The sequence below is a fragment of the Leptolyngbya sp. AN02str genome, assembly GCF_050565595.1.
Lineage (GTDB): Bacteria > Cyanobacteriota > Cyanobacteriia > Elainellales > Elainellaceae > Kaiparowitsia.
In genome coordinates, this window is record NZ_JBNXVR010000041.1 from 35,298 (window position 1) to 56,964 (window position 21,667).

23 protein-coding genes are annotated in these 21,667 nt (G+C 50.7%); 14 read left to right on the forward strand and 9 right to left on the reverse strand.

Annotated features, from left to right (window positions below; translation table 11 throughout):
• Positions 1–5 precede the first annotated feature (5 nt).
• Entirely contained in the window at positions 6–224 is a 219-nt protein-coding gene (locus tag ACQ4M4_RS22975) for a DUF2188 domain-containing protein (protein WP_430686805.1), read from the reverse strand.
• Positions 225–305: 81 nt separating this feature from the next.
• On the opposite strand from ACQ4M4_RS22975, the gene ACQ4M4_RS22980 reads away from it, so the two are divergent.
• Positions 306–1,403 (forward strand): helix-turn-helix domain-containing protein, encoded by a 1,098-nt coding sequence (locus ACQ4M4_RS22980; RefSeq protein WP_430686806.1) that lies wholly within the window; start codon positions 306–308, stop codon positions 1,401–1,403.
• Complete coding sequence (locus ACQ4M4_RS22985) at positions 1,387–1,899, forward strand: hypothetical protein (protein ID WP_430686807.1); 513 nt, start codon at positions 1,387–1,389, stop codon at positions 1,897–1,899. The genes ACQ4M4_RS22980 and ACQ4M4_RS22985 overlap by 17 nt, the downstream gene beginning before the upstream one ends.
• Before the next feature lie 176 nt (positions 1,900–2,075).
• Here ACQ4M4_RS22985 and ACQ4M4_RS22990 read toward each other — a convergent pair whose 3' ends face one another.
• A complete protein-coding gene (locus tag ACQ4M4_RS22990; RefSeq protein WP_430686808.1) occupies positions 2,076–2,282 on the reverse strand; it encodes a hypothetical protein in 207 nt (68 codons plus the stop codon).
• Between the two features lie 421 nt (positions 2,283–2,703).
• On the opposite strand from ACQ4M4_RS22990, the gene ACQ4M4_RS22995 reads away from it, so the two are divergent.
• The 6 genes from ACQ4M4_RS22995 (at position 2,704) to ACQ4M4_RS23020 (ending at position 12,186) form a co-directional block, all read left to right on the forward strand.
• Entirely contained in the window at positions 2,704–3,885 is a 1,182-nt protein-coding gene (locus ACQ4M4_RS22995; protein ID WP_430686809.1) for a glycosyltransferase family protein, read from the forward strand.
• Between the two features lie 270 nt (positions 3,886–4,155).
• On the forward strand, positions 4,156–5,418 hold the full coding sequence (locus tag ACQ4M4_RS23000; protein WP_430686810.1) for a glycosyltransferase family 4 protein: 1,263 nt from the start codon (positions 4,156–4,158) through the stop codon (positions 5,416–5,418).
• Between the two features lie 4 nt (positions 5,419–5,422).
• Positions 5,423–6,712 carry a glycosyltransferase family 4 protein gene (locus ACQ4M4_RS23005; protein ID WP_430686811.1) on the forward strand — a complete coding sequence of 430 codons (1,290 nt, stop codon included), beginning with the start codon at positions 5,423–5,425 and terminating at the stop codon, positions 6,710–6,712.
• Positions 6,709–8,538, forward strand: coding sequence for an ABC transporter ATP-binding protein (locus ACQ4M4_RS23010; protein WP_430686812.1), 1,830 nt, complete (start codon positions 6,709–6,711; stop codon positions 8,536–8,538). Before ACQ4M4_RS23005 ends, ACQ4M4_RS23010 begins: the two co-directional genes overlap by 4 nt.
• Before the next feature lie 732 nt (positions 8,539–9,270).
• Entirely contained in the window at positions 9,271–10,875 is a 1,605-nt protein-coding gene (locus ACQ4M4_RS23015) for a right-handed parallel beta-helix repeat-containing protein (RefSeq protein ID WP_430686813.1), read from the forward strand.
• 282 nt (positions 10,876–11,157) lie between these two features.
• Positions 11,158–12,186: a phosphotransferase family protein gene (locus tag ACQ4M4_RS23020; protein ID WP_430686814.1), complete on the forward strand. Its 1,029-nt coding sequence runs from the start codon at positions 11,158–11,160 to the stop codon at positions 12,184–12,186.
• Positions 12,187–12,416: 230 nt separating this feature from the next.
• Here the strand turns inward: ACQ4M4_RS23020 and ACQ4M4_RS23025 are convergent, their stop codons facing one another.
• Together ACQ4M4_RS23025 and ACQ4M4_RS23030 are read right to left on the reverse strand one after the other, a co-directional pair.
• Positions 12,417–13,115, reverse strand: coding sequence for a phosphatase PAP2 family protein (locus tag ACQ4M4_RS23025; protein WP_430686815.1), 699 nt, complete (start codon positions 13,113–13,115; stop codon positions 12,417–12,419).
• Positions 13,116–13,226: 111 nt separating this feature from the next.
• Entirely contained in the window at positions 13,227–13,715 is a 489-nt protein-coding gene (locus ACQ4M4_RS23030; RefSeq protein ID WP_430686816.1) for a hypothetical protein, read from the reverse strand.
• 430 nt (positions 13,716–14,145) lie between these two features.
• On the opposite strand from ACQ4M4_RS23030, the gene ACQ4M4_RS23035 reads away from it, so the two are divergent.
• The 3 genes from ACQ4M4_RS23035 to ACQ4M4_RS23045 all read left to right on the forward strand — a co-directional run bounded on the left by ACQ4M4_RS23035 (position 14,146) and on the right by ACQ4M4_RS23045 (position 17,463).
• A complete protein-coding gene (locus ACQ4M4_RS23035; protein ID WP_430686817.1) occupies positions 14,146–15,594 on the forward strand; it encodes a sensor histidine kinase in 1,449 nt (482 codons plus the stop codon).
• Positions 15,595–15,605: 11 nt separating this feature from the next.
• Positions 15,606–16,280, forward strand: coding sequence for a response regulator transcription factor (locus ACQ4M4_RS23040; protein ID WP_430686818.1), 675 nt, complete (start codon positions 15,606–15,608; stop codon positions 16,278–16,280).
• Positions 16,281–16,680: 400 nt separating this feature from the next.
• Positions 16,681–17,463 carry a hypothetical protein gene (locus tag ACQ4M4_RS23045; RefSeq protein WP_430686819.1) on the forward strand — a complete coding sequence of 261 codons (783 nt, stop codon included), beginning with the start codon at positions 16,681–16,683 and terminating at the stop codon, positions 17,461–17,463.
• A 295-nt stretch (positions 17,464–17,758) separates the two neighbouring features.
• Here ACQ4M4_RS23045 and ACQ4M4_RS23050 read toward each other — a convergent pair whose 3' ends face one another.
• Together ACQ4M4_RS23050 and ACQ4M4_RS23055 are read right to left on the reverse strand one after the other, a co-directional pair.
• Positions 17,759–18,151: an ATP-binding cassette domain-containing protein gene (locus ACQ4M4_RS23050; RefSeq protein WP_430686820.1), complete on the reverse strand. Its 393-nt coding sequence runs from the start codon at positions 18,149–18,151 to the stop codon at positions 17,759–17,761.
• A gap of 30 nt (positions 18,152–18,181) precedes the next feature.
• Positions 18,182–18,334 (reverse strand): hypothetical protein, encoded by a 153-nt coding sequence (locus tag ACQ4M4_RS23055; protein WP_430686821.1) that lies wholly within the window; start codon positions 18,332–18,334, stop codon positions 18,182–18,184.
• Positions 18,335–18,364: 30 nt separating this feature from the next.
• Here ACQ4M4_RS23055 and ACQ4M4_RS23060 point away from each other — a divergent pair, with 30 nt between their 5' ends.
• Positions 18,365–18,649, forward strand: a complete 285-nt coding sequence (locus ACQ4M4_RS23060) for a hypothetical protein (protein ID WP_430686822.1) — start codon at positions 18,365–18,367, stop codon at positions 18,647–18,649.
• A 19-nt stretch (positions 18,650–18,668) separates the two neighbouring features.
• Here the strand turns inward: ACQ4M4_RS23060 and ACQ4M4_RS23065 are convergent, their stop codons facing one another.
• Together ACQ4M4_RS23065 and ACQ4M4_RS23070 are read right to left on the reverse strand one after the other, a co-directional pair.
• Complete coding sequence (locus ACQ4M4_RS23065) at positions 18,669–18,815, reverse strand: hypothetical protein (protein WP_430686823.1); 147 nt, start codon at positions 18,813–18,815, stop codon at positions 18,669–18,671.
• A gap of 35 nt (positions 18,816–18,850) precedes the next feature.
• Entirely contained in the window at positions 18,851–19,063 is a 213-nt protein-coding gene (locus tag ACQ4M4_RS23070; protein WP_430686824.1) for a hypothetical protein, read from the reverse strand.
• A gap of 560 nt (positions 19,064–19,623) precedes the next feature.
• Between ACQ4M4_RS23070 and ACQ4M4_RS23075 the strand changes: the two genes are divergently transcribed.
• Positions 19,624–20,370 carry an SIMPL domain-containing protein gene (locus tag ACQ4M4_RS23075; protein WP_430686825.1) on the forward strand — a complete coding sequence of 249 codons (747 nt, stop codon included), beginning with the start codon at positions 19,624–19,626 and terminating at the stop codon, positions 20,368–20,370.
• 156 nt (positions 20,371–20,526) lie between these two features.
• Here ACQ4M4_RS23075 and ACQ4M4_RS23080 read toward each other — a convergent pair whose 3' ends face one another.
• Complete coding sequence (locus ACQ4M4_RS23080; protein ID WP_430686826.1) at positions 20,527–20,910, reverse strand: hypothetical protein; 384 nt, start codon at positions 20,908–20,910, stop codon at positions 20,527–20,529.
• Positions 20,911–20,980: 70 nt separating this feature from the next.
• Between ACQ4M4_RS23080 and ACQ4M4_RS23085 the strand changes: the two genes are divergently transcribed.
• Positions 20,981–21,667: a response regulator transcription factor gene (locus tag ACQ4M4_RS23085; protein WP_430686827.1), complete on the forward strand. Its 687-nt coding sequence runs from the start codon at positions 20,981–20,983 to the stop codon at positions 21,665–21,667.

A 21,667-nucleotide genomic window follows, 5' to 3' on the forward strand; every position in this document is an offset into this window, starting at 1 on the left:
CTCGTTTAGCCTTTAGGCGGATATGGGTCATTCCCATACGACCAAGCTTCACGAATTTGACCATTGGGGCGATGGATAACCAACTCTGATCCCTGGGACTGGGCGACGGGCTTTCCAGCATCAATGGCTCCACCTTGAGTGTTGTGAGTGCTGAGAGGATTAGAATTTCCCTCAACCTTCACAGCCCAAGCACCGTTGTAAGGTACCACATGAACTTTTGACATAATCTGTCCTTTGTGGGATGTTTGTACCCACGTTAGGTTTACAATACATATTGTAGCGCAAATTTGTAAACCGACCACCTTATGATTGGCACTCGTATTAAGCTTGCTCGAAAAAAAGCTGGCTATTCGTTGCGTAGTTTAGCCGAAGTTCTGGATGGCAAAGTGTCCGCACAGGCGATTGGCAAATATGAACGTGGTGAAATGGCTCCTAGTTCTGATGTTTTACTAGCTCTGAGTAAAGCATTAGGGGTTACCGTTGCTTACCTAATGAATAGTCAAGGTATTGAGCTGACTTCTGTTGATTTTCGTACTAAAGCAAGTACGACTGGAAAAGATCGTGCTCGTGTTGAAACTGAGGTTATCGAATGGGTAGAGCGTTACCTGCAAATTGAAGGCATTCTTGAAATAGACGGAACCCATTGGAAAAAGCCTTTTGAGCAATTAGAGGTGATTTCCTCCATTGAGGAAGCCGAGGACATCGCTAACCGTGTGCGCGATCGTTGGAAGTTAGGTTGTGATCCAATCCCCAACATGACTGAGCTTCTTGAGGAAAAGGGGTTGAAAGTTCTCATTGTTGATCTTCCAGAACGAGTGTCAGGTTTTACTTGTCTTGTAGCAAGACGAGGAGATTTAGCTCCTTTACCAGTGATTGTGGTCAATAAAAAATGCTCATTGGAACGTCGAAGATTAACCCTTGCCCATGAACTATGTCATCGATTAATTGATCCTCAAAGGTTATCCGAAAAAGATGAAGAGTATGTAGCAAATCGATTTGCAGGAGCATTTCTTATGCCCCGTTCTCATTTGGAGAAGGAAGTTGGTAAGCACCGAAACTCACTTGGATATAGAGAATTGATTTCTCTTAAACGGATCTACAGAGTTAGCGGTGCAGCACTGATTGTGCGCCTACGTGATATTGGCATTATCTCTGGTTCTGTACTCACTTATATGTTCCAATCGGTAGCTCGAACTTGGCGCACTAATGAACCAGAGGAATTGGAACCGAATGATAAAAGGGGAGAATATGAACAACCTCGCCGCTTTGAAAGGTTGTGCTATCGTGCGTTAGCCGAAGATTTGATTTCGCTCTCGAAAGCAGCAGAACTGTTACGTTACTCAATTGAAAAAGTAGAAGCTGGACTAAAGGGACCGAAATCAGTAGATGCGAATTCTTATTAGTGACACATCTTGTTTGATCGACCTTCGTAAAGCCTCCTTACTGGAGGCTTTTGTTCAGCTTCCATATGATTTGGTGATTCCTGATGTCTTATTTGAGCAAGAACTAGTAAATTTTTCAGATTCTGAGAAAGAGCTTTTAGAGAGAGCATTAAGAGTTGCAAGCTTATCTGGTGAGGGAGTTATCAAAGTCCAAAATGTGAATCGCGACTATCCTGCCTTAACGTTAAACGACTGTTTTGCTTTCGTTATCGCAGAGCAGACCCCAAATTGCATTTTAATGACTGGAGATCGTAACCTCCGTGACTTGGCGACTAGTTCTGGTGTAGAGGTTCACGGGGTTCTTTGGGGGATTGACGAAATGTACAGTGCAAAATCTGCTACAGTCAACCAACTATACTCAGCACTTCTGTTCTTTAGAGCAGATTCTACTGTGAGGCTTCCTGACAAGGAGTTGAACCGATGGATTGAACGATATCAATCTTTGATAAGTGGTTAAGGTAATTCTTCAAAAGTGAGTACTTTGTGCTGCCGCAAGCTAACACTGCGTTGGTGCGGACGGAACAGAAGTTGTCGGTGAGAGTTTGAGGTTATCTGCCGCCGCACAACTTCACCGTTAAGCAACCGCTAAATTACAGAACCCTCAGCTTTTTTGGCCATGTTTTTTCGCTATACCTACGAAGCATGGCCCAACTGCATAAGTGCCATCCAAGTGGAGTGAGCAATGCCCACCCCACTCTTAAGACTAGTTGGGATTGTCTTTTTGAAATATACCGAATGCGGCGATCGCTCCTGCATCAAGGGCGATCGTTGAGGCGACGGGATTTGTAGCCCGACGATAGAGAACTGATATTCGTATCCTGCAAAAGTGTCCAGGGGCAAAAGGATGTGGGAACACCGAGATGAAAACGTTCTCATAGAACCTTCACCCACGTTTTAACGAGAACCAGCATCCTAAAGATACATAACCCGGACTTAGCCCAAATCGGGGATTGGTCTGGATTTTCGGGACCAATGGGAGCCAGATCCCTGTCGTTTTCCGGCCACAGTAAGTTTTTAGATTAGGGATTGTTCTCCCTAGCCCTCATGACTTGCTGAGGGTCAAACCAAGGATTGCCCCCGAAATCTACCTATCTTTCGAGCCGCGAAGGAGCCATCTTTGTTTCCATTAACCTCGCCCCCACATTCCCTCATTCGTTTACCGTTTCGTTCTCGGCAAAAATCTTATTTCTCCACCCTATCGGCTTTACATCAGAAACCAGATGCATTGGAACACTATCTAGGGCAAAGACGACCACGGATCGTGCTTTACTCCCACGACACCATGGGGTTGGGGCACAAACGCCGAAACCTGCTGATCGCCCAAACCCTTGGAAGCTCTGATCTTGAGGCTAATATTTTGATGATCAGTGGGATGCGAGACGCCAGCGATGTGTCCACTCCCGATGGGGTTGACTGTCTAACGTTGCCTGCACTCTGCAAACGAGAGGATGGCCATTATCAATCCCGACGATTGAGGCTGGATCTTGAGGAAATAATCGGCTTGCGATCGCAACTGATTCGTACAGCCGTCAAAAACTTTCAGCCCGATGTCTTGATAGTAGACAACGTACCGCGTGGCGCCATGCGGGAACTAGACCCCACCCTAGAGTATGTGCAATCTCAACCTCACATCCGCTGCGTGCTGGGCCTACGAGACGTGCTGGATACTCCTGAAGCCGTACGACAAGATTGGCGACGGGGCGACTATACCGAGGCATTGCTTCACTATTACGACGCCATTTGGATTTACGGCGATGCCAACCTTTATGACCTGCGACAGGAATACGACCTATCGGCAGACATCACCACAAAAATGAAGCCTTTGGGCTATCTTAACCAGCGCCCCCGCTTGCAATATGTTCGTTCCAGCGTGCGCGCCAGCCTGGATGCCCTCAACCTGCCCAACGATAATCTGGTGCTGTGCTCGGTAGGAGGCGGCCAAGATGGAGCCGCTCTGGCCCAATCCTTCGCTCAAGCCACCTTCCCAAAAGCAATGACTGGCGTGTTGTTGACCGGCCCTTTTATGCCGCCTGAAGTTCGAAAAACTCTCCTCGCTCAAGTGGCTCATAATCCCCAACTGCACATTGTAGATTACCTCGAAGAACCCACCCTGCTATTGGAACAAGCCAGTCGGGTCATTGCCATGGGTGGCTACAACACAACCTGCGAAATTTTGTCTTTTCAAAAGCCTGCTCTGCTGGTGCCCCGTATCACCCCTCGACAGGAACAGTGGATTCGAGCTGAACGGCTGCAAAAGCGGGGCTTAGTCGATGTGCTGCATCCCGATAACCTCAGCCCTGCAACGTTGACCGAATGGCTCCATCAACCTATTCCTCCTGGCCAGGTTCGTTCCCCAGTGAACCTGAATGGTCTTAGCAATTTGTTGATAGAGGTGCGACACCTGCTGATGACAACCCCGCTCTCTGCCCCTCACGCCTCTTGAAGAGTATTTCGTTTTGAGTGTTGAGTTGACGGCATCCCTCAAAGTTTAAAACTCTAATTCCAACAGGACTGACGCAGTTGAATGATGTTTGCATCATTCAACTCCCTAGTTTTTCGGATGAAGTGCGTCAGTCCTATCAAAACTGGACTTACGCATTGGTGTTGTGGGTAGGGTGCGTCGCACCCTACCCACAACACCAACACACCAGATTTAGTGGGCTTGCGTCAGTCCTATCAAAATTGAAAACCCAAATCTCAAAAGTCAACGCTCATGCCTTCTCCCAAAGTCGCTTATATTGTCAAACGCTATCCCCGCTACTCGGAGACTTTTATTGTTAACGAAATTCTGGCCCACGAAGCGGCAGGCTTAGATCTACACATTTTTGCACTGCGTCCCCCATCGGATACCCACTTTCAAGACAAGATTGCGCAGGTGAGGGCTCCCGTCACCTATTTGAGCAAGCCTGTCCAGGGGCGGATGAATGCTTCCGTCACCAGCCAAATGCCAAATGCAGCCACCTACTTGTGGGCGGAACTGCAAGAAGCGGCAAAGGTCATTCCAGATTTGTGGTTGAAGCTGGGCTATGCCGTTGGCGAGCGAGCCAGTGTGGTGTATCAGGCGGTCTGGCTGGCCCAAGAAATTCGGCAGCGAGGCATTACGCATTTGCACGCCCACTTTGGCAGCGTCGCCACCAGTGTTGCCCGACTAGCCGCCTACTTTGCAGATGTGTCCTACAGCTTTACAGCCCACGCCAAAGATATTTTCCACAATGACGTTGAATCCGATGATTTGCGGCGAAAGCTGCGAGATGCCGCAACAGTAGTGACGGTGAGCGATTACAACGTGGCTCATTTGCAGCAGCAGTTTGGCTTAGATGCTGGGAAAGTCCAGCGTATCTACAATGGCATGGACTTGGGTGACCTGCATTACCAGCCGCCAACCCAGCGGGCACCGCGCATTCTATCGGTGTGTCGGCTGGTGGAAAAGAAGGGGCTAACGTACCTGATTGAAGCCTGCGGACTGCTGAAGCAATGGGGCTGTGAATTTACCTGTCAGATTGTAGGCACCGGGCCAATGGAACAGGAGTTGCGATCGCGCATCACGGCCCTGCATCTCAATCACTGGATCGAAATCGTCGGTCCCCGCCCCCAGAGAGAAGTCTTTGCCCTCATGCAGGAAGCCGCCGTATTTGCCGCCCCTTATGTCATTGGCAAGGATGGCAACCGAGATGGTCTGCCCACTGCTTTACTTGAGGCCATGACCTTAGGGACTCCCTGCATCGCCACCAATGTCACCGGTATTCCCGAAATCATTCGTGACGGGGAAACGGGGCTGCTCGTGGCTCAGCAAGATGTGGAGGGTTTAGCCAGAGCGATGCAAACGCTGCTAACTCAGCCACAGCTGAGAACCGTACTCGCTACCCAGGCTCGACACCTCATCGAAACCAAATTCGACATTACCTGCAATGCAGCAGAGCTTAGAGCTTGCTTTCAACCGGGTGCGATCGCCGCACCTGCACTTCAGGAGGTTTAGACCTATGCGTATTGCCTACATCTGCGCCGATCCGGGGATTCCCGTGTTTGGACAGAAGGGCTGTTCCATCCACGTGCAAGAGGTAATTCGCGCCTTGCGGCAGCAGGGAGCCACCGTGGAGCTATTTGCTGTGCGATGGGGAGATGACCCCCCGGCAGATCTCGCAGATTTGAAAGTTCATCGACTTCCCCCCATCCCGAAAGGAGAACCGGGTTTAAGGGAGCAAATTGCCTTCGCCATCAATCCCGATTTGCAAACCGAGCTGCACCTGAGCGGTCCCTTTGACCTAATTTATGAGCGCTACTCTCTGTGGAGCTACAGCGCTATGGAATTTGCCCAGACCATGAGAATTCCCGGCATTTTGGAGGTAAATGCACCGCTGATCGAAGAGCATGCCAAGCACCGTGGCCTAGTGCATCGGGAAACGGCGGAACAAGTCGCCGAACGAGTATTCCATGCCGCCACGGGGATCGTGGCCGTATCGGAAGAAGTCAAAGGGTATCTGCATCGCTGGGGTATGGCCGATAAAGTTCAGGTTATTCCCAATGGGGTGAATCACCGTCGCTTTACCACCCACCGACAATCTGTAATTCCCAAAAGTTCAGATATTTTCACCGTAGGCTTTGTCGGCTCCCTCAAGCCCTGGCATGGTCTTTCCTGTTTGGTGAACGCCTTTGCCCAACTGCATCAATGGGTGCCCCAGTCGCGACTGTTGATTGTGGGAGAGGGTCCCCAGCGAGACACCCTTCAAGCAGATTTGGAACACCGGGATTTGTTACACGTCAGCCACCTCACTGGCGCTGTGCCACCGTCAGATATTCCTGCCCTCTTGGCGTCAATGGATGTGGCAGTCGCACCTTATCCCGCCAATTTAGATTTCTACTTCTCACCGCTAAAAGTGGTGGAATATATGGCAGCGGGGCTGCCGGTAGTCGTGAGTGATATTGGGCAGTTGTCCCATCTGGTCGCCCACGGCAAAACCGGGTGGCTGTGTCCGCCAGGACATGAAGGGGCGTTGGCCGATGCTTTAGCACAACTCTGGCGTTCTCCGGAACTGCGGCAACGGCTAGGGCAGGCGGGACGGCAATACATCCTGACCCATCACACCTGGGAGATGGTGGCACAGCGGATTTTAACCATGGCCTTTGGACAGGTTTTTCCTGAGAACCAATATCCAATCCCAGAGACGGGCCAATCCCTTCCTGGAAAAGGTAGGAGTGGGTTCGCCCAGGCTTTACAACCCACCTCCCCTTCACCGGAGGGGGGCGTTTACCACGAGAACTTGAAAAGATGAACCGAACGACTCCTATCCAACAAGCGGTTCCTGGATTGTGGCGTTTTGTGCGCCGTTTCTGGCATGATATTCGCCCCCAATGGCCCTTGCTGATGGGCTCTGGCATTGCTCTGTTGGCGGAAGTAGGCTTGCGAGTGATGGAACCATGGCCCCTGAAGGTGATCTTTGACGATGTACTGATTCCTCCCCAGAGTGGTCGAAGCGCTGTACCTTGGCTAGAAGCGCTGGACCCAGTTCTGCTGCTAACTGTAGCAGTGGTGAGCATTGTCGCCATTACTGGACTGCGGGCAGTGGCCACCTACTGGAGCACTGTTAGCTTGGCCATTGTGGGCAGTCGAGTCATGATGCGGGTGCGCGATCGCATCTACCGACACTTACAACGACTTTCTCTGGGCTACCACCACCAGGCTCGCAGCGGAGATTTAATTATCCGGGTCAGCAGCGACGCCAGCCGATTGCAGGAAATCTTGCTGACGGCAGCCCTGCCTTTAGCAACAAGTATTCTGACCCTAACGGGCATGGTCATCGTCATGGCCTGGTTGGACTGGAAGCTGACCTTGCTCTCGTTGATGACGTTTCCCCTGTTCTGGCTTGCAGCAACCCGGTTCAGCCAGCGAATTCGCCATGCTTCCTACCAGCAACGGCAGCAGGAAGGAGCCGTAGCCGCCACAGCAGCAGAGTCCCTCGCGGCAATCAAGCTGGTGCAGGCTCTGTCTCTGGAAAATGCCTTTGCCGATGTCTTTGCCCAGCAGAACCGTCGCAGCTTAGAAGACAGTGTTCAAACTAAGCGTCTTGCGGCCCACCTGGAACGCACAGTGGATGTGCTGATTGCCCTGGTAACTGCGCTGGTGCTGTGGTACGGCGCTCGCCTAGTGATTCAGGATGCCCTCACTCCAGGGGATGTGCTGGTGTTTATGACCTATCTAAAAAACGCCTTCAAACCCGTCCAGAACTTTGCGAAGTACACCGGACGTTTAGCGAAAGCTGCCGCCTCTGGGGAGCGCATTCTAAATGTGCTGGAGCAAACCCCAGAAGTTGCTGATCTGCCCTACGCCCAGCCCGCCCCCATCTTGCGGGGGGCAGTGCGGCTGGAAAACCTCCATTTCGCCTATGCGCCAGGACGTGAGGTGCTGAAGGGCATTTTTCTCTCGGTGCAACCAGGGCAACAGGTGGCGGTGGTTGGCCCTTCTGGGAGCGGCAAGTCTACCCTGATGAGTTTGCTGTTGCGGCTTTATGATCCAACAACGGGACGGGTGCTGATCGACGACAAGGATATTCGCGACTACACCTTGGACAGCTTTCGTCCCCAAATCAGCGTAGTGCTACAGGAGAGCTTGCTGTTTGCCGCTACCCTTCGGGAAAACATCGCCTACGGCATTGCCGGGGTCAGCGGTGCAGACATTGAAGCCGCTGCCCGGTTGGCGAATGCTCACGAGTTTATTACCGCTCTGCCTCAAGGCTACAACACGATAGTTGGGGAACGGGGAGCAACCCTATCCGGTGGACAACGGCAGCGAATTGCGATCGCACGAGCCGCCATCCGCCGCACCCCCATCCTAATTCTCGATGAACCCACCACAGGTCTGGACAAAGCCAACGAACAGGCGGTGGTGGATGCTCTGCGAAAGCTATCTCAAAATCGCACCACGTTTCTCATCACCCACGACCTGCATCTTGCAACCCAGGCGGATCAAATTCTTTACATAGAGCAGGGTCAGGTCTTGGAACAGGGCACCCATCAAGCGTTGATGCAGCGGAATGAGGCCTATGCAGCTTTGTTCAGAATGCAATCTGTCATTCGGGAAGAAGTAACTCCAATGAGTTAACGTCAGGTCTGGATCAGCCGGGATCCCTATCTTGGCGTGCGCAATGTGCATACAAAAGCCGACTGCCGGGTTGATAAGCACCCTCAATCTTGACCGCTTGAGAATCGATGAGGACGAAACTGGGCCTGCCACTCTGCGCTTGCTTGAGGCGGACCCATTGGCGCAAGTACCAATAGATACGCTTCCAAGTGACATCGAGCCACCAAGTGCGAAAGATAGGTGTAAACGGTTTGCTATTGATACATACACCACCGCGCAATCATGGGCTGTATGACAGGCCACGGAGATTAAATTCATTGACAGGGGCATAATAGGGCAGATCTGCTGTGTGCCGGACTGTTCTGCTTATGTTCCTGCGGGTTAGCAGAGGGTAATATCCATAGTCTGAATTGGGTTCAGGACTTACGCCGTTGAATGATGTTTGGAGCGCTAAGCGCTCCAAACATCATTCAATCCCCTGGTTTTTCGGATGAGTGCGTGAGTCCTAGGGTGATTAGGCTTATCTTTCGGAGGTGTCCTGCGAGTACCTCTTAAAAAATGACTCACCCCGCTATTTCAAAGAGATGATGTAACCTGTCATCCTGGCAAAGATAAAGTTTTTTTCAGAGGTGAAAGACACATCGATACACTAAAATCTTTCCTCCTTTGATTTTCGCTTGCATGAGTATGGCCGCACAAGCAAAGACCCTGTGGATTGATGAGAAAAGGTAAACCATTTCTGAGGTGTATTCGATGTTATTTCGCAAGTTTTTTGTGCTGAAAAGAGTCCTTTATTTGTCAACTGTTTTTATCTTGACGACGTTACTGTCGGTCATGAGCTCCACATGGCTGAAGGCGCAAACTTTAGATCTCACCCAACCTCATGTTTTTTATGTCGCACTGAATGGAAGCGATACGAATGAAGGCTCCTTCGAACATCCTTGGGCTACTGTGAACCATGCTGCTGCTGTATTAAAAGCAGGGGAAACCGTATACGTTCGTGCTGGCACCTACCCTCTAACTCAACAGATCCATGCGAAAAATTCTGGTACTGCCGATCAATGGATTACTTATCGAGCATTTCCCCAAGAACAGGCTATTTTAGATGCACAGTCCGTCAGGGTGGCTCCTCCTTCTGGCCAGCCCCCTTTTGCTCAGGACCAGGGAGCTTTTCAGTTAGAAAATGTTCAATATGTCCAAGTGCAGGGACTAAAAATTATTAACTCCCACAATTCTGGAATTACTGTCAGAAATAGCGCCCATATAAAACTTTATAATAATCAAGTCGAAAACACTTTCTCACCAGGAATTGGTGTTTGGCACAGTGAGGATCAAAAGGTCATTGGCAATACGGTGGTCAACGCTAATTGGCTTGCCATGGCTGACTTTCTGTATACCCATGCGGAGGCTCCGCATGAGGCCATTTCCCTCGGCAGTGTAACTGATTTTGAAGTTTCCTATAACTTAGTGCGAGACGGAAAAAAAGAAGGGATTGACGTTAAGGAAACGAGTAAGCATGGAATCGTACACCATAACTACGTGCACCATATGGCACGACAAGCCTACTATGTGGATATTTCTGGCGGCATCTTAGAAAATGTCGAAGTGCTGAACAATGTTGCGCATGATTGTAAAGGTGCTGGATTTGCCATCTCTGTAGAAGGAAGAGGCAATGCAGCAATGAGGAATATTCGATTCCATCATAATTTACTCTACAACAACTCAGGAACTGGGATAATTTTCTCTAGATGGGGCGGCGACGGTTTGCGCGAAAATATCAAGATTTACAATAATACGGTTCATCACAATGGTCACGGAGAACCTAATCCCGGCGAAGCTTTTCATTGGATTACTGGTGGGCTATATCTGTTCTCAGGAAGTCTGCAATCTGTTGAAATCAGACACAACATTTTTAGCGAAAACTCCGGTTTTCAAATAGGATATAGCGATCGCCACTTCGCCAATTCTTCTAACATTCGCGACCTTTCCAACAGCTCTCCCAATCAAAATCCCACTCAGATTGAAGACGTGCTGCAACAAAAAAATATTGATATTTCTCATAACTTGATAGCTGGCCCAAACGATCCAGATGCTGCTGTTTATGCCGGATGGCCGCCCGATAACTATGCCAATATCTATGCCCTAAATGGCACCGATACCATCGTGGATCATCCTCCATTTATCGACGCCGCATCTGGCAACTTCTACCTGCGCTCCTCTCCCATTATGAACCAGGCTGGTTTAGCGCCCCATCTTGCACGACCTGAGCCAAGCATTGGAGCTTTTCCAGTTTCAGAAAATCCCGATCTATGGTGGCAATCTAATTTCCCGCCTGATTTTACTAGTAGAGCCGACTAGTGGGTTGCTTAGCAAAAATACCACCCTTTTTAGCAAGATTTGCCAAGCTAGAAAAGTCTCTCTCCTAGCGGACATGACTCGCTGTCAGAAGGCTCTGTTGCGTGTGCTGACGAATGATGAACAGCAGGAATTAATATCATGACGTTGGTGAATAAACCATTGATCAATCAACTGTAGGCATTTAAGCGAGCATGATATTAATTTCTCGCCACCAAGAACCTGGTTTTTCAAAACAATAGGACTCTATTCCTTCCAACCAAAATGAGATCTGACGAAATAACCGTGAGTACATCTGCCTTAGATCCCAACATTTCCTTTTTAGCTGACACCCTTGACCGACAACAAGCTCAGGTACAGCTGCAACCCCTCTTTCCAAATCTGCGTGAGGTCACCGCTGCCACTTTGGTCCGTCACAAACTAGGCCGTCGTGCCCTGGTGGAGTACCACCTCACCACAGTAGAGGGCTCCCTGACGATCTTAGGCAAAATTCGTGCCAAAGGTACCGATTGGAACAGCTACAAAGTTCAGCAAGCACTCTGGAACCAAGGCTTTGCCGCCAACAGGTCTGACGGTTTCTCTGTTCCCGAACCTCTGGGCGTTCTTCCAAATTGGCAGATGTGGCTTCAGCGCAAAGTCTCCGGCATTCCCGCTACGGACGTGCTGCCCACTGCTGCCGGTGTCTCCCTCGCCCGTCGCATCGCCGCCCTCGCCCACAAACTCCATCACACCCCTGTTGCTTCTCCCAAAAACCACACCCAAACTGATGAACTCCGCATCCTGCACACAGGACTCCTCCTCGTAGCTGACCAGCATCCCCACTGGCGATCGCGCATTGAAACCATCCTTCAGCACTGTGACACCGCCGCTGCAACAATTTATCCACCCACTCACCCACTCATCCACCCATGCACCCATGCACTCATCCATCGCGACTTTTATCCTGACCAAGTCCTTGTGGATCGCGATCGCCTCTGGCTGGTAGACCTTGATCTTTGCTGCCATGGTGACCCAGTCCTCGATATCGGCAACTTCATTGCCCACATTACGGAGCAAAGTCTTCGACAAATGGGTGATCCATCAGCCATGCATGAGCAGGAAGTTGCCTTACGGGAAGCATTTATTCAAGCCTGTCTTACCTCCGAAACGAGCGACCATCACTTGGATGCAAACCAACTTCGTAGGGCAATTGAGCATTACACAGTGCTGAGCTTAGTCCGCCACATTCACATCAGCAACCGCATCACCGCTCGTCAACATTTAACTGAAAGAATTCTGACCCTCTGCGAAATCCGATTGCAGCAACTTGAATAAGAACATCCGCTCAGAGGATGTTCTTAAGGTGACAATTGCGACCCGAACCGCCCCCGACATCCCCCAAAATCGGGGGCCTGTGAATGGAAAAACAGGGTCGGAAGTCCCCCAGAATTGGGGGGTGGGACGCCAATGCAGAACATTGAATACTTCTCAGCCACCCTCCCAGAAATCAGCCATGAACTTGCATAGGATCTGGGTTTTAATGGTGTCGAGGTGCTTAGAAGTTGTTATTTTTCTGACCGTCTAATTTCAAGTTGAAACAAGCCAATACACACGCTGAGCCAGAGAAAGCCAATGCTGTAGCCGGCCACCACATCTGTGGGCCAGTGAACCCCCAGATAAATCCGACTAAAACCGATACTGGCAATCAACAAAGTAGCAATACCGTAAATCAACCGCTTGTGCGATTGAAACCGCTGCACCAGCAAGTAGGCTAAAAAACCATAGAGCACCATTGCCCCCAAAGCGTGACCGCTCGGAAAGCTGTAGGAGGTTTCAGTGATCAGTTGCGACCAAAGCACAGGGCGCTCCTTCTGAAAGACTAGCTTGAACCCCGTACTCAGCACCGCCCCACCAATGCAGGTAATGGCAAAAATAGCGGCAATCCGCCACCGCCAATACCACCACAGCCAAACGACGCCAATGCAGGTCAGGGGCACCACAATAGCCGGGTCGCCCAAACGGGTCGCAGTCAGCATGACCTGATCCAGCACGGGATTAGCATACTGGTTCACCGATAGCAGGATAATTTCGTCGAAAGCAAAGGTTTCCTGCTCCAGAACCTCCTCAGCCAGATTGGTTAAGCCGAAAAGCAGAAGCAAACAAACCCCAAGCCAGGTGACCCCAGCGGTTGCAACGAACGACATCAACCGAGGGTGAACCTTGTGCACCCACAGCCTGGCTAGTTTCTTCAAGGTTTCGTACATGGTGAATTCACTCAGTCAGCATAGTCAGCTTTCAGGGTATTACTTGTCCGTACCCAAAAGCTCTATTCGGCTAGCCAATGCCTCGAAATTGACACAACCACCCTTCCGATGCTAGCGGGTGAGGGAGCATCCACTCAAAGCAAGCTTTTGCTTCAAAACGGTCATTAAGTATCGAGTTGAGAAAGGCTTGATGAAAATATCTTCTGGGGCAGCAATCTTTCGCAGATCATAGCCTCCAACTTTATAGTCCCCTGCTAGCAGAATTAGGGATAGCTGTTGCTGCTGGATGATCGACACCAAAGATGCAGTATCAGCCTGAAAAAAGTCAGCATCAACCAGCACCAGGTTGGGAGTTTGTCCAATAGCCTCGATGACAGCGCTGTAGTTTGTTGCGATCGATGTGGTCCACCCCTGAAGCCGCAGCCCTTTTTCTAGCAGGCCAGCGAGGGAAAGATGATTGGCAGTTACTAAGACACGAATCATAAGTAACGGATGATACAGGGCAAGGCTAATCCGTCCAAGGCGGTGATGGTTTGCGAACGGTGAGACGAACGTCCTGATGGCGGCGATTTCTGCGGCGACTTCGAGCGTTTGACTCATGGATCACTCTTCAGGCTACAGCGCAAAAGTAACATGAAGGTTTCAAGCATTCTCAAAAAGCTGAGGTAGAGGGTGCGATCGCGCAGGGTTTAGGCATTCATCCCAAACAGGTTGGTCGTTTGACTCGTTCCTGATTGGTTGAATCCACCGTCTGCAGGTTTTCTGGAGCCGGGAGTCCTTTCTGCGTGCCAGAAACGAAAGTCCTCTAAGGGCTATCAGACCGACTTGAGCATTGCTCAGCACCGCCGCTAGGGGGGCGCGAAGTTCGTGGGAGGCATTGGCCATGAAGGCAGGTTTAAGAGAAAATGGAACCCAATTCGGTGGATACCTCAGTCAAACCTACAATCTGTCGTTTTAGGGAACAATTCACTTCTGGATTTGGACACGGTTGATTTGGAAAGGTTTTATCCACTTGCCCTCAATGAGTTCTTTGAATAAACCCTCGAAAACAAAGTGGCAGTTTTTGGGAGCAGCTCGCACCCGAATTCTCATTTGGTATCTGGCGCTGATGTCCCTTTCTAGCGTGACCTCAGTGCTGGTGGTGCGGCAGATTCTCATCAGCCGTCTTGAGGAACGGGTACAGCAGTCGCTGCAGCAAGAAATTGAAGAATTTCGGCAGCTCAGAGATGGCAACGATCCTGAAACTGGGCAACCCTTTGATAATGATATTGAAGCGATTTTTAATGTTTTCCTATCTCGCAACATTCCCGAAGACAGTGAATATTTGATCACCATTTCGGAAGGAGAATTTTATCGAGCCAGTTCTTTAGCCTTACCCACAGCTCTTCAAGCCGAAGCTCCCTTGATTCAGCGCTGGGCAACCGTTACTGAACCGACTCAAGGGATCGAAATGACTCCATCGGGGATGGTGTTGTATCAGGTTGAGCCGGTTTATCTCTATTCCTTATCCAATGCGGTTATCCCAAACGCTCAGATTGGCGGTGTGTTTGTGGTGGCTTATCTGACAGCCGGAGAGCGGGATGAGGTGGATGAGGCGGTGCAGATTGTAACCCAGGTATCGCTAATGGTGCTGGCGATCGCATCACTACTGGCCTGGCTAGCCGCTGGCAAAGTGCTGGCCCCCCTGCGGTTGCTCAGTCAAACAGCCCGATCCATCAGCGAATCCAACCTGACCGAACGAATTCCCGTACGAGGCAGCGGCGATATTGACGAACTCGCTGTCACCTTCAACGACATGATGGATCGCATTGAGACCATCTTTAACAGCCAGCGGCAACTGCTCAACGATGTGGGGCACGAACTGCGCACCCCCATCACCATCATTCGAGGCCATCTGGAGCTCATGGGCTCTACCCCGGAAGAACAACAGGAAACCCTCGATATTGTGCTGGACGAACTGGATCGCATCAGCCGATTTATTCATGAGCTCATGCTGCTGGCTAAAGCCGAACGTCCAGACTTTCTATCTCCCGAAGTAATTGACCTAACCCTCTTTACCGAAGAACTGTTCACCAAAATCACCACCCTGGCCGACCGTCACTGGCAGCTGAGTGCTTTGGGTACAGGGCATTTCGTCGCCGATCGGCAACGCTTAACAGAGGCAATCATCAATCTGGCACAAAATGCAACTCACCACACCGAGCTAGGAGATAGAATCGCCCTCGGATCAGCGTTGCGCCAGGGGCAGGTTTATCTTTGGGTAAAAGACACCGGCGAGGGCATAGCCCCCGCTGACCAACTGTGTATTTTTGAACGCTTTGTGCGGGGCAACAGCCGCAAACCTCATCCCGAAGGAACCGGGCTAGGCTTATCCATTGTGCAGGCCATTGCTCAGGCTCATGGCGGTAAGGTCGATCTCAACAGCCAACCTGGCCAGGGGGCTACATTTACCCTGGTCCTCCCTTACAAGCCACCCTAGGAGTTGCCATCGTGAGTCGCATCTTAATCGTGGAAGATGAGCCCCGCATTGTCTCATTTCTAGTCAAGGGGCTACAGGCCAATGGATTTACGACAACCCATGCACCAGATGCAACTCAGGCCGCTAACCTGGCCCTTAGCAGCGATTTCGATCTGATGATTCTTGATCTGGGCTTACCTGACAAAGACGGCATGGTGCTCCTGGGTGAGCTAAGAGGGCAGGGATTTGGCCAACCCATCATTGTGCTCACCGCTCGGGATGATATTCATGACAAAGTGCATGGGTTTGAAGCAGGAGCAGATGATTACGTCACCAAACCCTTTCGCTTTGAAGAACTGCTGGCGCGAATTAAAGCCCGTCTCCGCACTGCCCACCTCATGGGCAATTCAAACGACAATATTTTGACCATTGGGCCCATTATGCTGGATCGGCTCACTCGACAAGTTCAGGTATCGGGCAAGCCCGTTGATCTCTCAGCTCGAGAATTTACTTTGACAGAAACCTTTATGCGCCACGCCGGACAGGTGCTTAGCCGGGAGCAATTACTTGATTTGGTGTGGGGCTATGACTATGATCCGGGGTCCAATATTGTAGATGTATATGTAGGCTACCTGCGCAAGAAGCTTCGCAGCGACTGCATCGAGACGGTGCGAGGCATGGGATATCGCATGCTGAGTCTTCGGTGAAGGGTTCAACGAATGCAGGTTCACAAACAGGTTCACAAACAGCCGCTAGTGTGATCGCACTCGCTGAATTGTCGCGATCGCATCCTTGTCCTACTGGTCTTACTCATTGGTGTTGTGGGCAGGGTGCTTCGCACTCTAACCACAACACCAACCCACCAGATTTAGTGGGCTTGCGTAAGTCCTGTTCTAGATAACGTCAGTTTCGGTTCAGGGCTTTTCTGAGGTTTGCGCGTCACGCACGCAAAAATGGGCACTTCAGCTTATCCAAAACTCAGGTTAGATAAGTTGGCAACCCATCTCCACCAGCCCCGACTGTGACACACCCACAGGTGACCCAAGTTCAAGCTATCACTGCGATCTGAGTGATAGTTTGAGATGAACATAACTGCAGAACTCCTATATGCACCGACATGGTACTGGTCTTGCCGTAAGTCTGGGATGCTTGTGCATAGCTGCCCAAGCGTTGGCTTGTGTGCCGCTGCCCCGCACAGACTCTGACCCGAATGCCGCGAATCCTCCCGAGGCCCCAACTCAAGCCCTGCCCGTTGTGATTGAGCCTCTGTTACCACCGTTAACCCAGGAGAGAGGGCAGGCCCTGGAGGCAGAAACGCAGACAGGGATGGAAACTTGGTTTGCATGGGCGGGGTTAGATAAGCTGCCCGCGCCTCCCAGATATTCTGAGGCGTTGCAAGACTACCGCGCGGAATGGAGTGCCATCCATGCGGATGCAGCGAACTTTTTGGGTTATTGGAAAAACGACGAGGGCTATCCCTATAGCCTCAACGTTTTTCCTAGCTCCACCCCAGGCAAGCTATGCATTCTGGAGTTCCAGCCAGAATGGAGCCTCGACATTTTGAATGAGGAAACAGGGGAAACTGTCAAGGATGTGATTAGCCCCGAGATCCTATCTTTTTCAGTGGCGACGGTGGAGCAAGGCATGTTCCGCAGTAGCCAGGTACGTTCACAGGACTCTGCTCTGCTCACCACCCAATATGCCGTGGGAGAAGCCTACCCAGTCATGCTATGGGGAGTGGAGGACGATCAACAACGAGTGCGAGTGATCGCCGCCAGCAGTTCCCCCATGCTGCCTCCGGATTTTTCAGAGGCGCTAGCCCCCCAGGTAGAGCAGGCTTTGGCGGCGCACGGTTGCACCGCTGGGCTCCCTGCTGAAGGCGGTAGCTAAAATCCTGCTCTCCCTCTCTTCATTTCTACCCGTAGCCCATCTTATTGAGTTGAGAGCAGGCAGCAGGTTCCCAGTGCACCTCATTCTGACCATGTATAGCTGGCGACAGCTTAGTTGAGACAAGGACATTTTTGGGGATGGCGAAGCCATCCCCAAAAATGTCTTAATCAAACTGGCTATCGCTATATCAGCTGATAGGTTGCTCAACGCAGCGTTGATGAAAATCCAGACTGTACAGCCCAAGGGTTTGCATACAGACCATTGCGTACAAGCAATTCGTCATGAGATCCCTGTTCTAGATCTGACCATTCTCCATCCCATAAATACAGTCGGCGTTGCGGATGGTCGAGAGGCGGTGGGCAATCGCAATGGTTGTTCGAGTTTGGGTAATCTTTGCCAGGGATTTTTGAATTGCCGCTTCGGTTTCGTTATCCACCGCTGAAGTGGCTTCATCGAGGATCAGAATTGGTGGGTCTTTGAGGATGGCACGGGCGATCGCCAAGCGTTGTCGTTGTCCTCCCGAAAGTTTCTGTCCCCTTTCTCCCACAATGGTGTCGTACCCCTGAGGGAGCTGCTCAATAAACTCATGGGCTTCTGCTAATTTTGCCGCTTGAATAATTTGTTCACGAGTGGCATCGAGACTGCCACAGCGAATGTTTTCGGCTACGGTTCCATGAAACAAGAACACATATGAACTTCATAGAATGGAAATACCAGTCTAATCGGGGGAAGCTAAGTCACAGAGTGTGTTGAGAATGGAACTGGCGATCGCCCCTCCAACCTGGCGTCGATAGGGCTTGGAGTAGCGCAGTAGACGCAGGAGGGTGAGTCGCGAGAGTTGCCACAAACGCTTTTTTCGTAAAGTTATCATGATATGTATCAATGCGATGAGGTACTGGCTATGCCCCTGATTCCCCTCTTAATTGGCTCATCTACTGCGTTAGGAGTTGGATATTTCTGTGTCGATCTCTACCGCAATCGGCGCAGATTGGCTGAAAAACCTGTACCGGAAGTCGATTTGACCTGTTACGAGTTGGGTGACATTCTGGATGGGAAGGGGCTTCAGTCTGTTGGTCAGATGGTTAGCCATGCAGAACATGGGATTGCGGAAGCCTCTAGTGAGTGTGCGAGCGGTGGCATTGGGCATTGTGTAGAGGCGATCGCCCATGTTATTTCTCATCATTAACTGGGCCTAACAACGTGCATCACTGGACGAGGCGTTGCTGAATTTCGCGAGTTGGCCTGATCTGGAGGGGGGGTAGCAGTGTAGGAATAAGGCGATCGCCCCACTGCCCAGGCTCATCACCACCGCCATCCGCACCATCAAACCAGGCTTCGTCATCCTCACACACCTAGCGGCTTCCCTCAATTACAAGAAATTCTTGCTTTATGTAGAAATGAGCATGTAGGGCAAAATCAGCTCAAACACCTTACCCTGCAAATACAACCGCTTGGTCGTCCCCACGAATGGGCAATCGATGAATTGTTGCACCACCAATCGTATCTCGCTCGTCATATTGGGAGAAAAGATCTGCTGCCAATCATCTCGTCGCAGCCAGGGTTGAAGCTCAAGTGAAGCAGCCGATACCTCCAGCGGCAAGTCTCCCAACGTACATCAATGTGAATCCGGGATAAGCTGAAAAACCCAGAGTTGCCTACGCGTTGTGCACGCAACTCTGGTTTTTTTCAAAGGTCACGCGTCACGCGATCTTTGAAAAAACCCTTAACCCGAACTGCCGTTACATCAGGGTTGCAGGGTCAGAAGCCTGTTTGGATAATGCCAACTCCTAGACGGAACTAGGCCAACATGACGGCTGCTGCGATCGTGATACTGAGGGCACATGATAGGTGAGGTTATGGCGATTTGTACGTTCTCCCGGATGAGTCATCAAATCGCTGAACTCCAGCATTCCACTCAATGCTCCTGTAACTAATCAGATTTTTTACTTTTTCCATTCAATTCGGAATCTAAGGCTGACAGTTTGTAGATGTAAATATCAAGCTTCACTCTAAGTTTCGGTCTTTCGGGGTCGCATCATTCCTGGGTACCGATTGTAATCACATTGAGCGTTGAATTCTTTCACCGATGTCGTTCCATAACAGATGGCAGATCTGTCATCTGAGCATCGTTCCATCTTTAACATTTTTTCACTAAGTCTTATGTCAAACTCTACTCTGGAGCGCTTTCCGCAATTGTTTGCAGGATTCGCAGCGCTGTCTCTTGCTTTGGTAATTAGTTCAGCCATTGGCGCAAAAGCTGTCCATGACGTGAAACAAACCAACGATGTGTTAGTTGTTACAGGTTCAGCCAAGCGTCCCATCCGCTCGGATTACATGATTTGGCGTTTATCCGTTTCGAGCCAAGAGCCCACTGCCCAAGCAGCCTATCGAGACCTCACCCGCCAAACTGAGCGCGTCAAGTCATACTTAAAAGACCAGAACGTGCCGGATGATGCCATCACCTTAAGTGCAGTCGAAAGTTATGCCATCCCCGCTGTTGATAGCAATGGGCGCGAAACTGGTCAAACCCTGGCCTACCGACTAACCCAGCGGGTTGAAGTTCGCTCTAACGAAATTGAGCGATACACTCAGCTTGTTCAACAAGCATCAGAGCTGCTGAATGAAGGAATTAACTTTGTCTCTGAGCCACCTCAATACTTGTATACCCAACTCAGCAGCATGCGTGTTGAAATGGTGGCTGAAGCAACCAAAGATGCTAAGGCACGGGCTGAGGCGATCGCCATCAGTACAGGAGGGCAGGTCGGGCCGGTGCGCAGTGCCGAAACGGGCGTATTTCAGATCACTTCTCGCAATTCAACAGACGTGAGTGATTACGGCATTTACGATACATCATCCATTGAAAAAGACATCACAGCGGTCGTATCGATTACGTTTAGCATGCGGTAGATTAGCGCATGCGAACGCTTCATTCGACCCTTGCACCCATGGCTATTTGAAGCATGAATTGTTGCATCGCAGTACCATGCAACAATTCATGTAAAAGCCGATTTACTCATTGCGTTTCACCTGTCTGTCTAGCATTGGGCGTGCGCAGCGTGAACGCTAGTCGATGCGATAGCGAATGAGTTGGCGAATATCGGAGGGTGCCAAATTCAGCTCTTGGGCGATCGCCTGTTCAATATCAGCAAACTCTGTAACAGGAAACTTAAATTCCATTTCCTCAAGAGGCGAGCCAACCGCACGAATACTCACCCCTGTGATGCCAGTTAAGCGGTCGATCTCTGCATCAATAGACACAATTGTTAATTGAAATGAGAGATTGACTTGATGCTGTCCAACGGCCTGGAGTTGCCTGGTCGCTGGCTGTGGTTGGCTAAGAACCTGATGGTTAATCAACCCGGTCACGAACCAAAATAGGGCACCAACCAAGGGCAGCAACAGGCTCAGTCTCCACCCCAGTGTTAGCCCTTTGGCAGTCCAGCGCATTGGATAACAACCCTTACAATAGAGAACTCGATTCGCTATTTTAGCGCTTGGCTACGGATGATAGATCACGATGAAAATTTTGCTGGTAGAAGACGACCCCATTCAACTAGAACCCCTAAAAGCAGCCTTGAGTAAATCGGGGCATGGGGTGGATGCGGTACAGGATGGTGCGATCGCCCAGCGGCTCATTGATGAGCGGCATTATGATTTGCTGATCCTGGACTGGATGCTGCCCCAGGTAAGCGGGATACAGTTGTGCCAGCACTACCGCCAATTGGGAAAAAGTTCTCCGGTGCTCTTTCTAACCGCGAAAGATGCCCTGAATGACAAAATCACCGGGCTGGATGTGGGGGCCGATGACTACCTGATCAAGCCGGTGAATGTGATGGAGTTACTGGCAAGAGTGCGAGCTTTGGGTCGGCGATCGCCCCTCTGGCAAGGCGATGTGCTCACCCTAAGCGACCTCCAGCTGCATCTGGCTACCCTCATGCTCCAACGGCAGGAAAAAGCGATTCAGCTTTCAGGGCGGGAATTTCAGCTGATGGAGTATTTGCTGCGCCATCCTCGTCAGGTGTTGTCTCGTGATCAGATTGAGCAGGCGCTGTGGGAGTGGGATATGGTGCCTGAGAGTAAAGCCGTGACCATCTTAATTCATCGGGTGAGACAGCGGTTGCAGGCCGTAGGGGCAGAAGACTGGCTGCAAACCGTGTATGGTATGGGATATTGCCTCACGGTTCCAGAGGCCGACCGTGAGTAA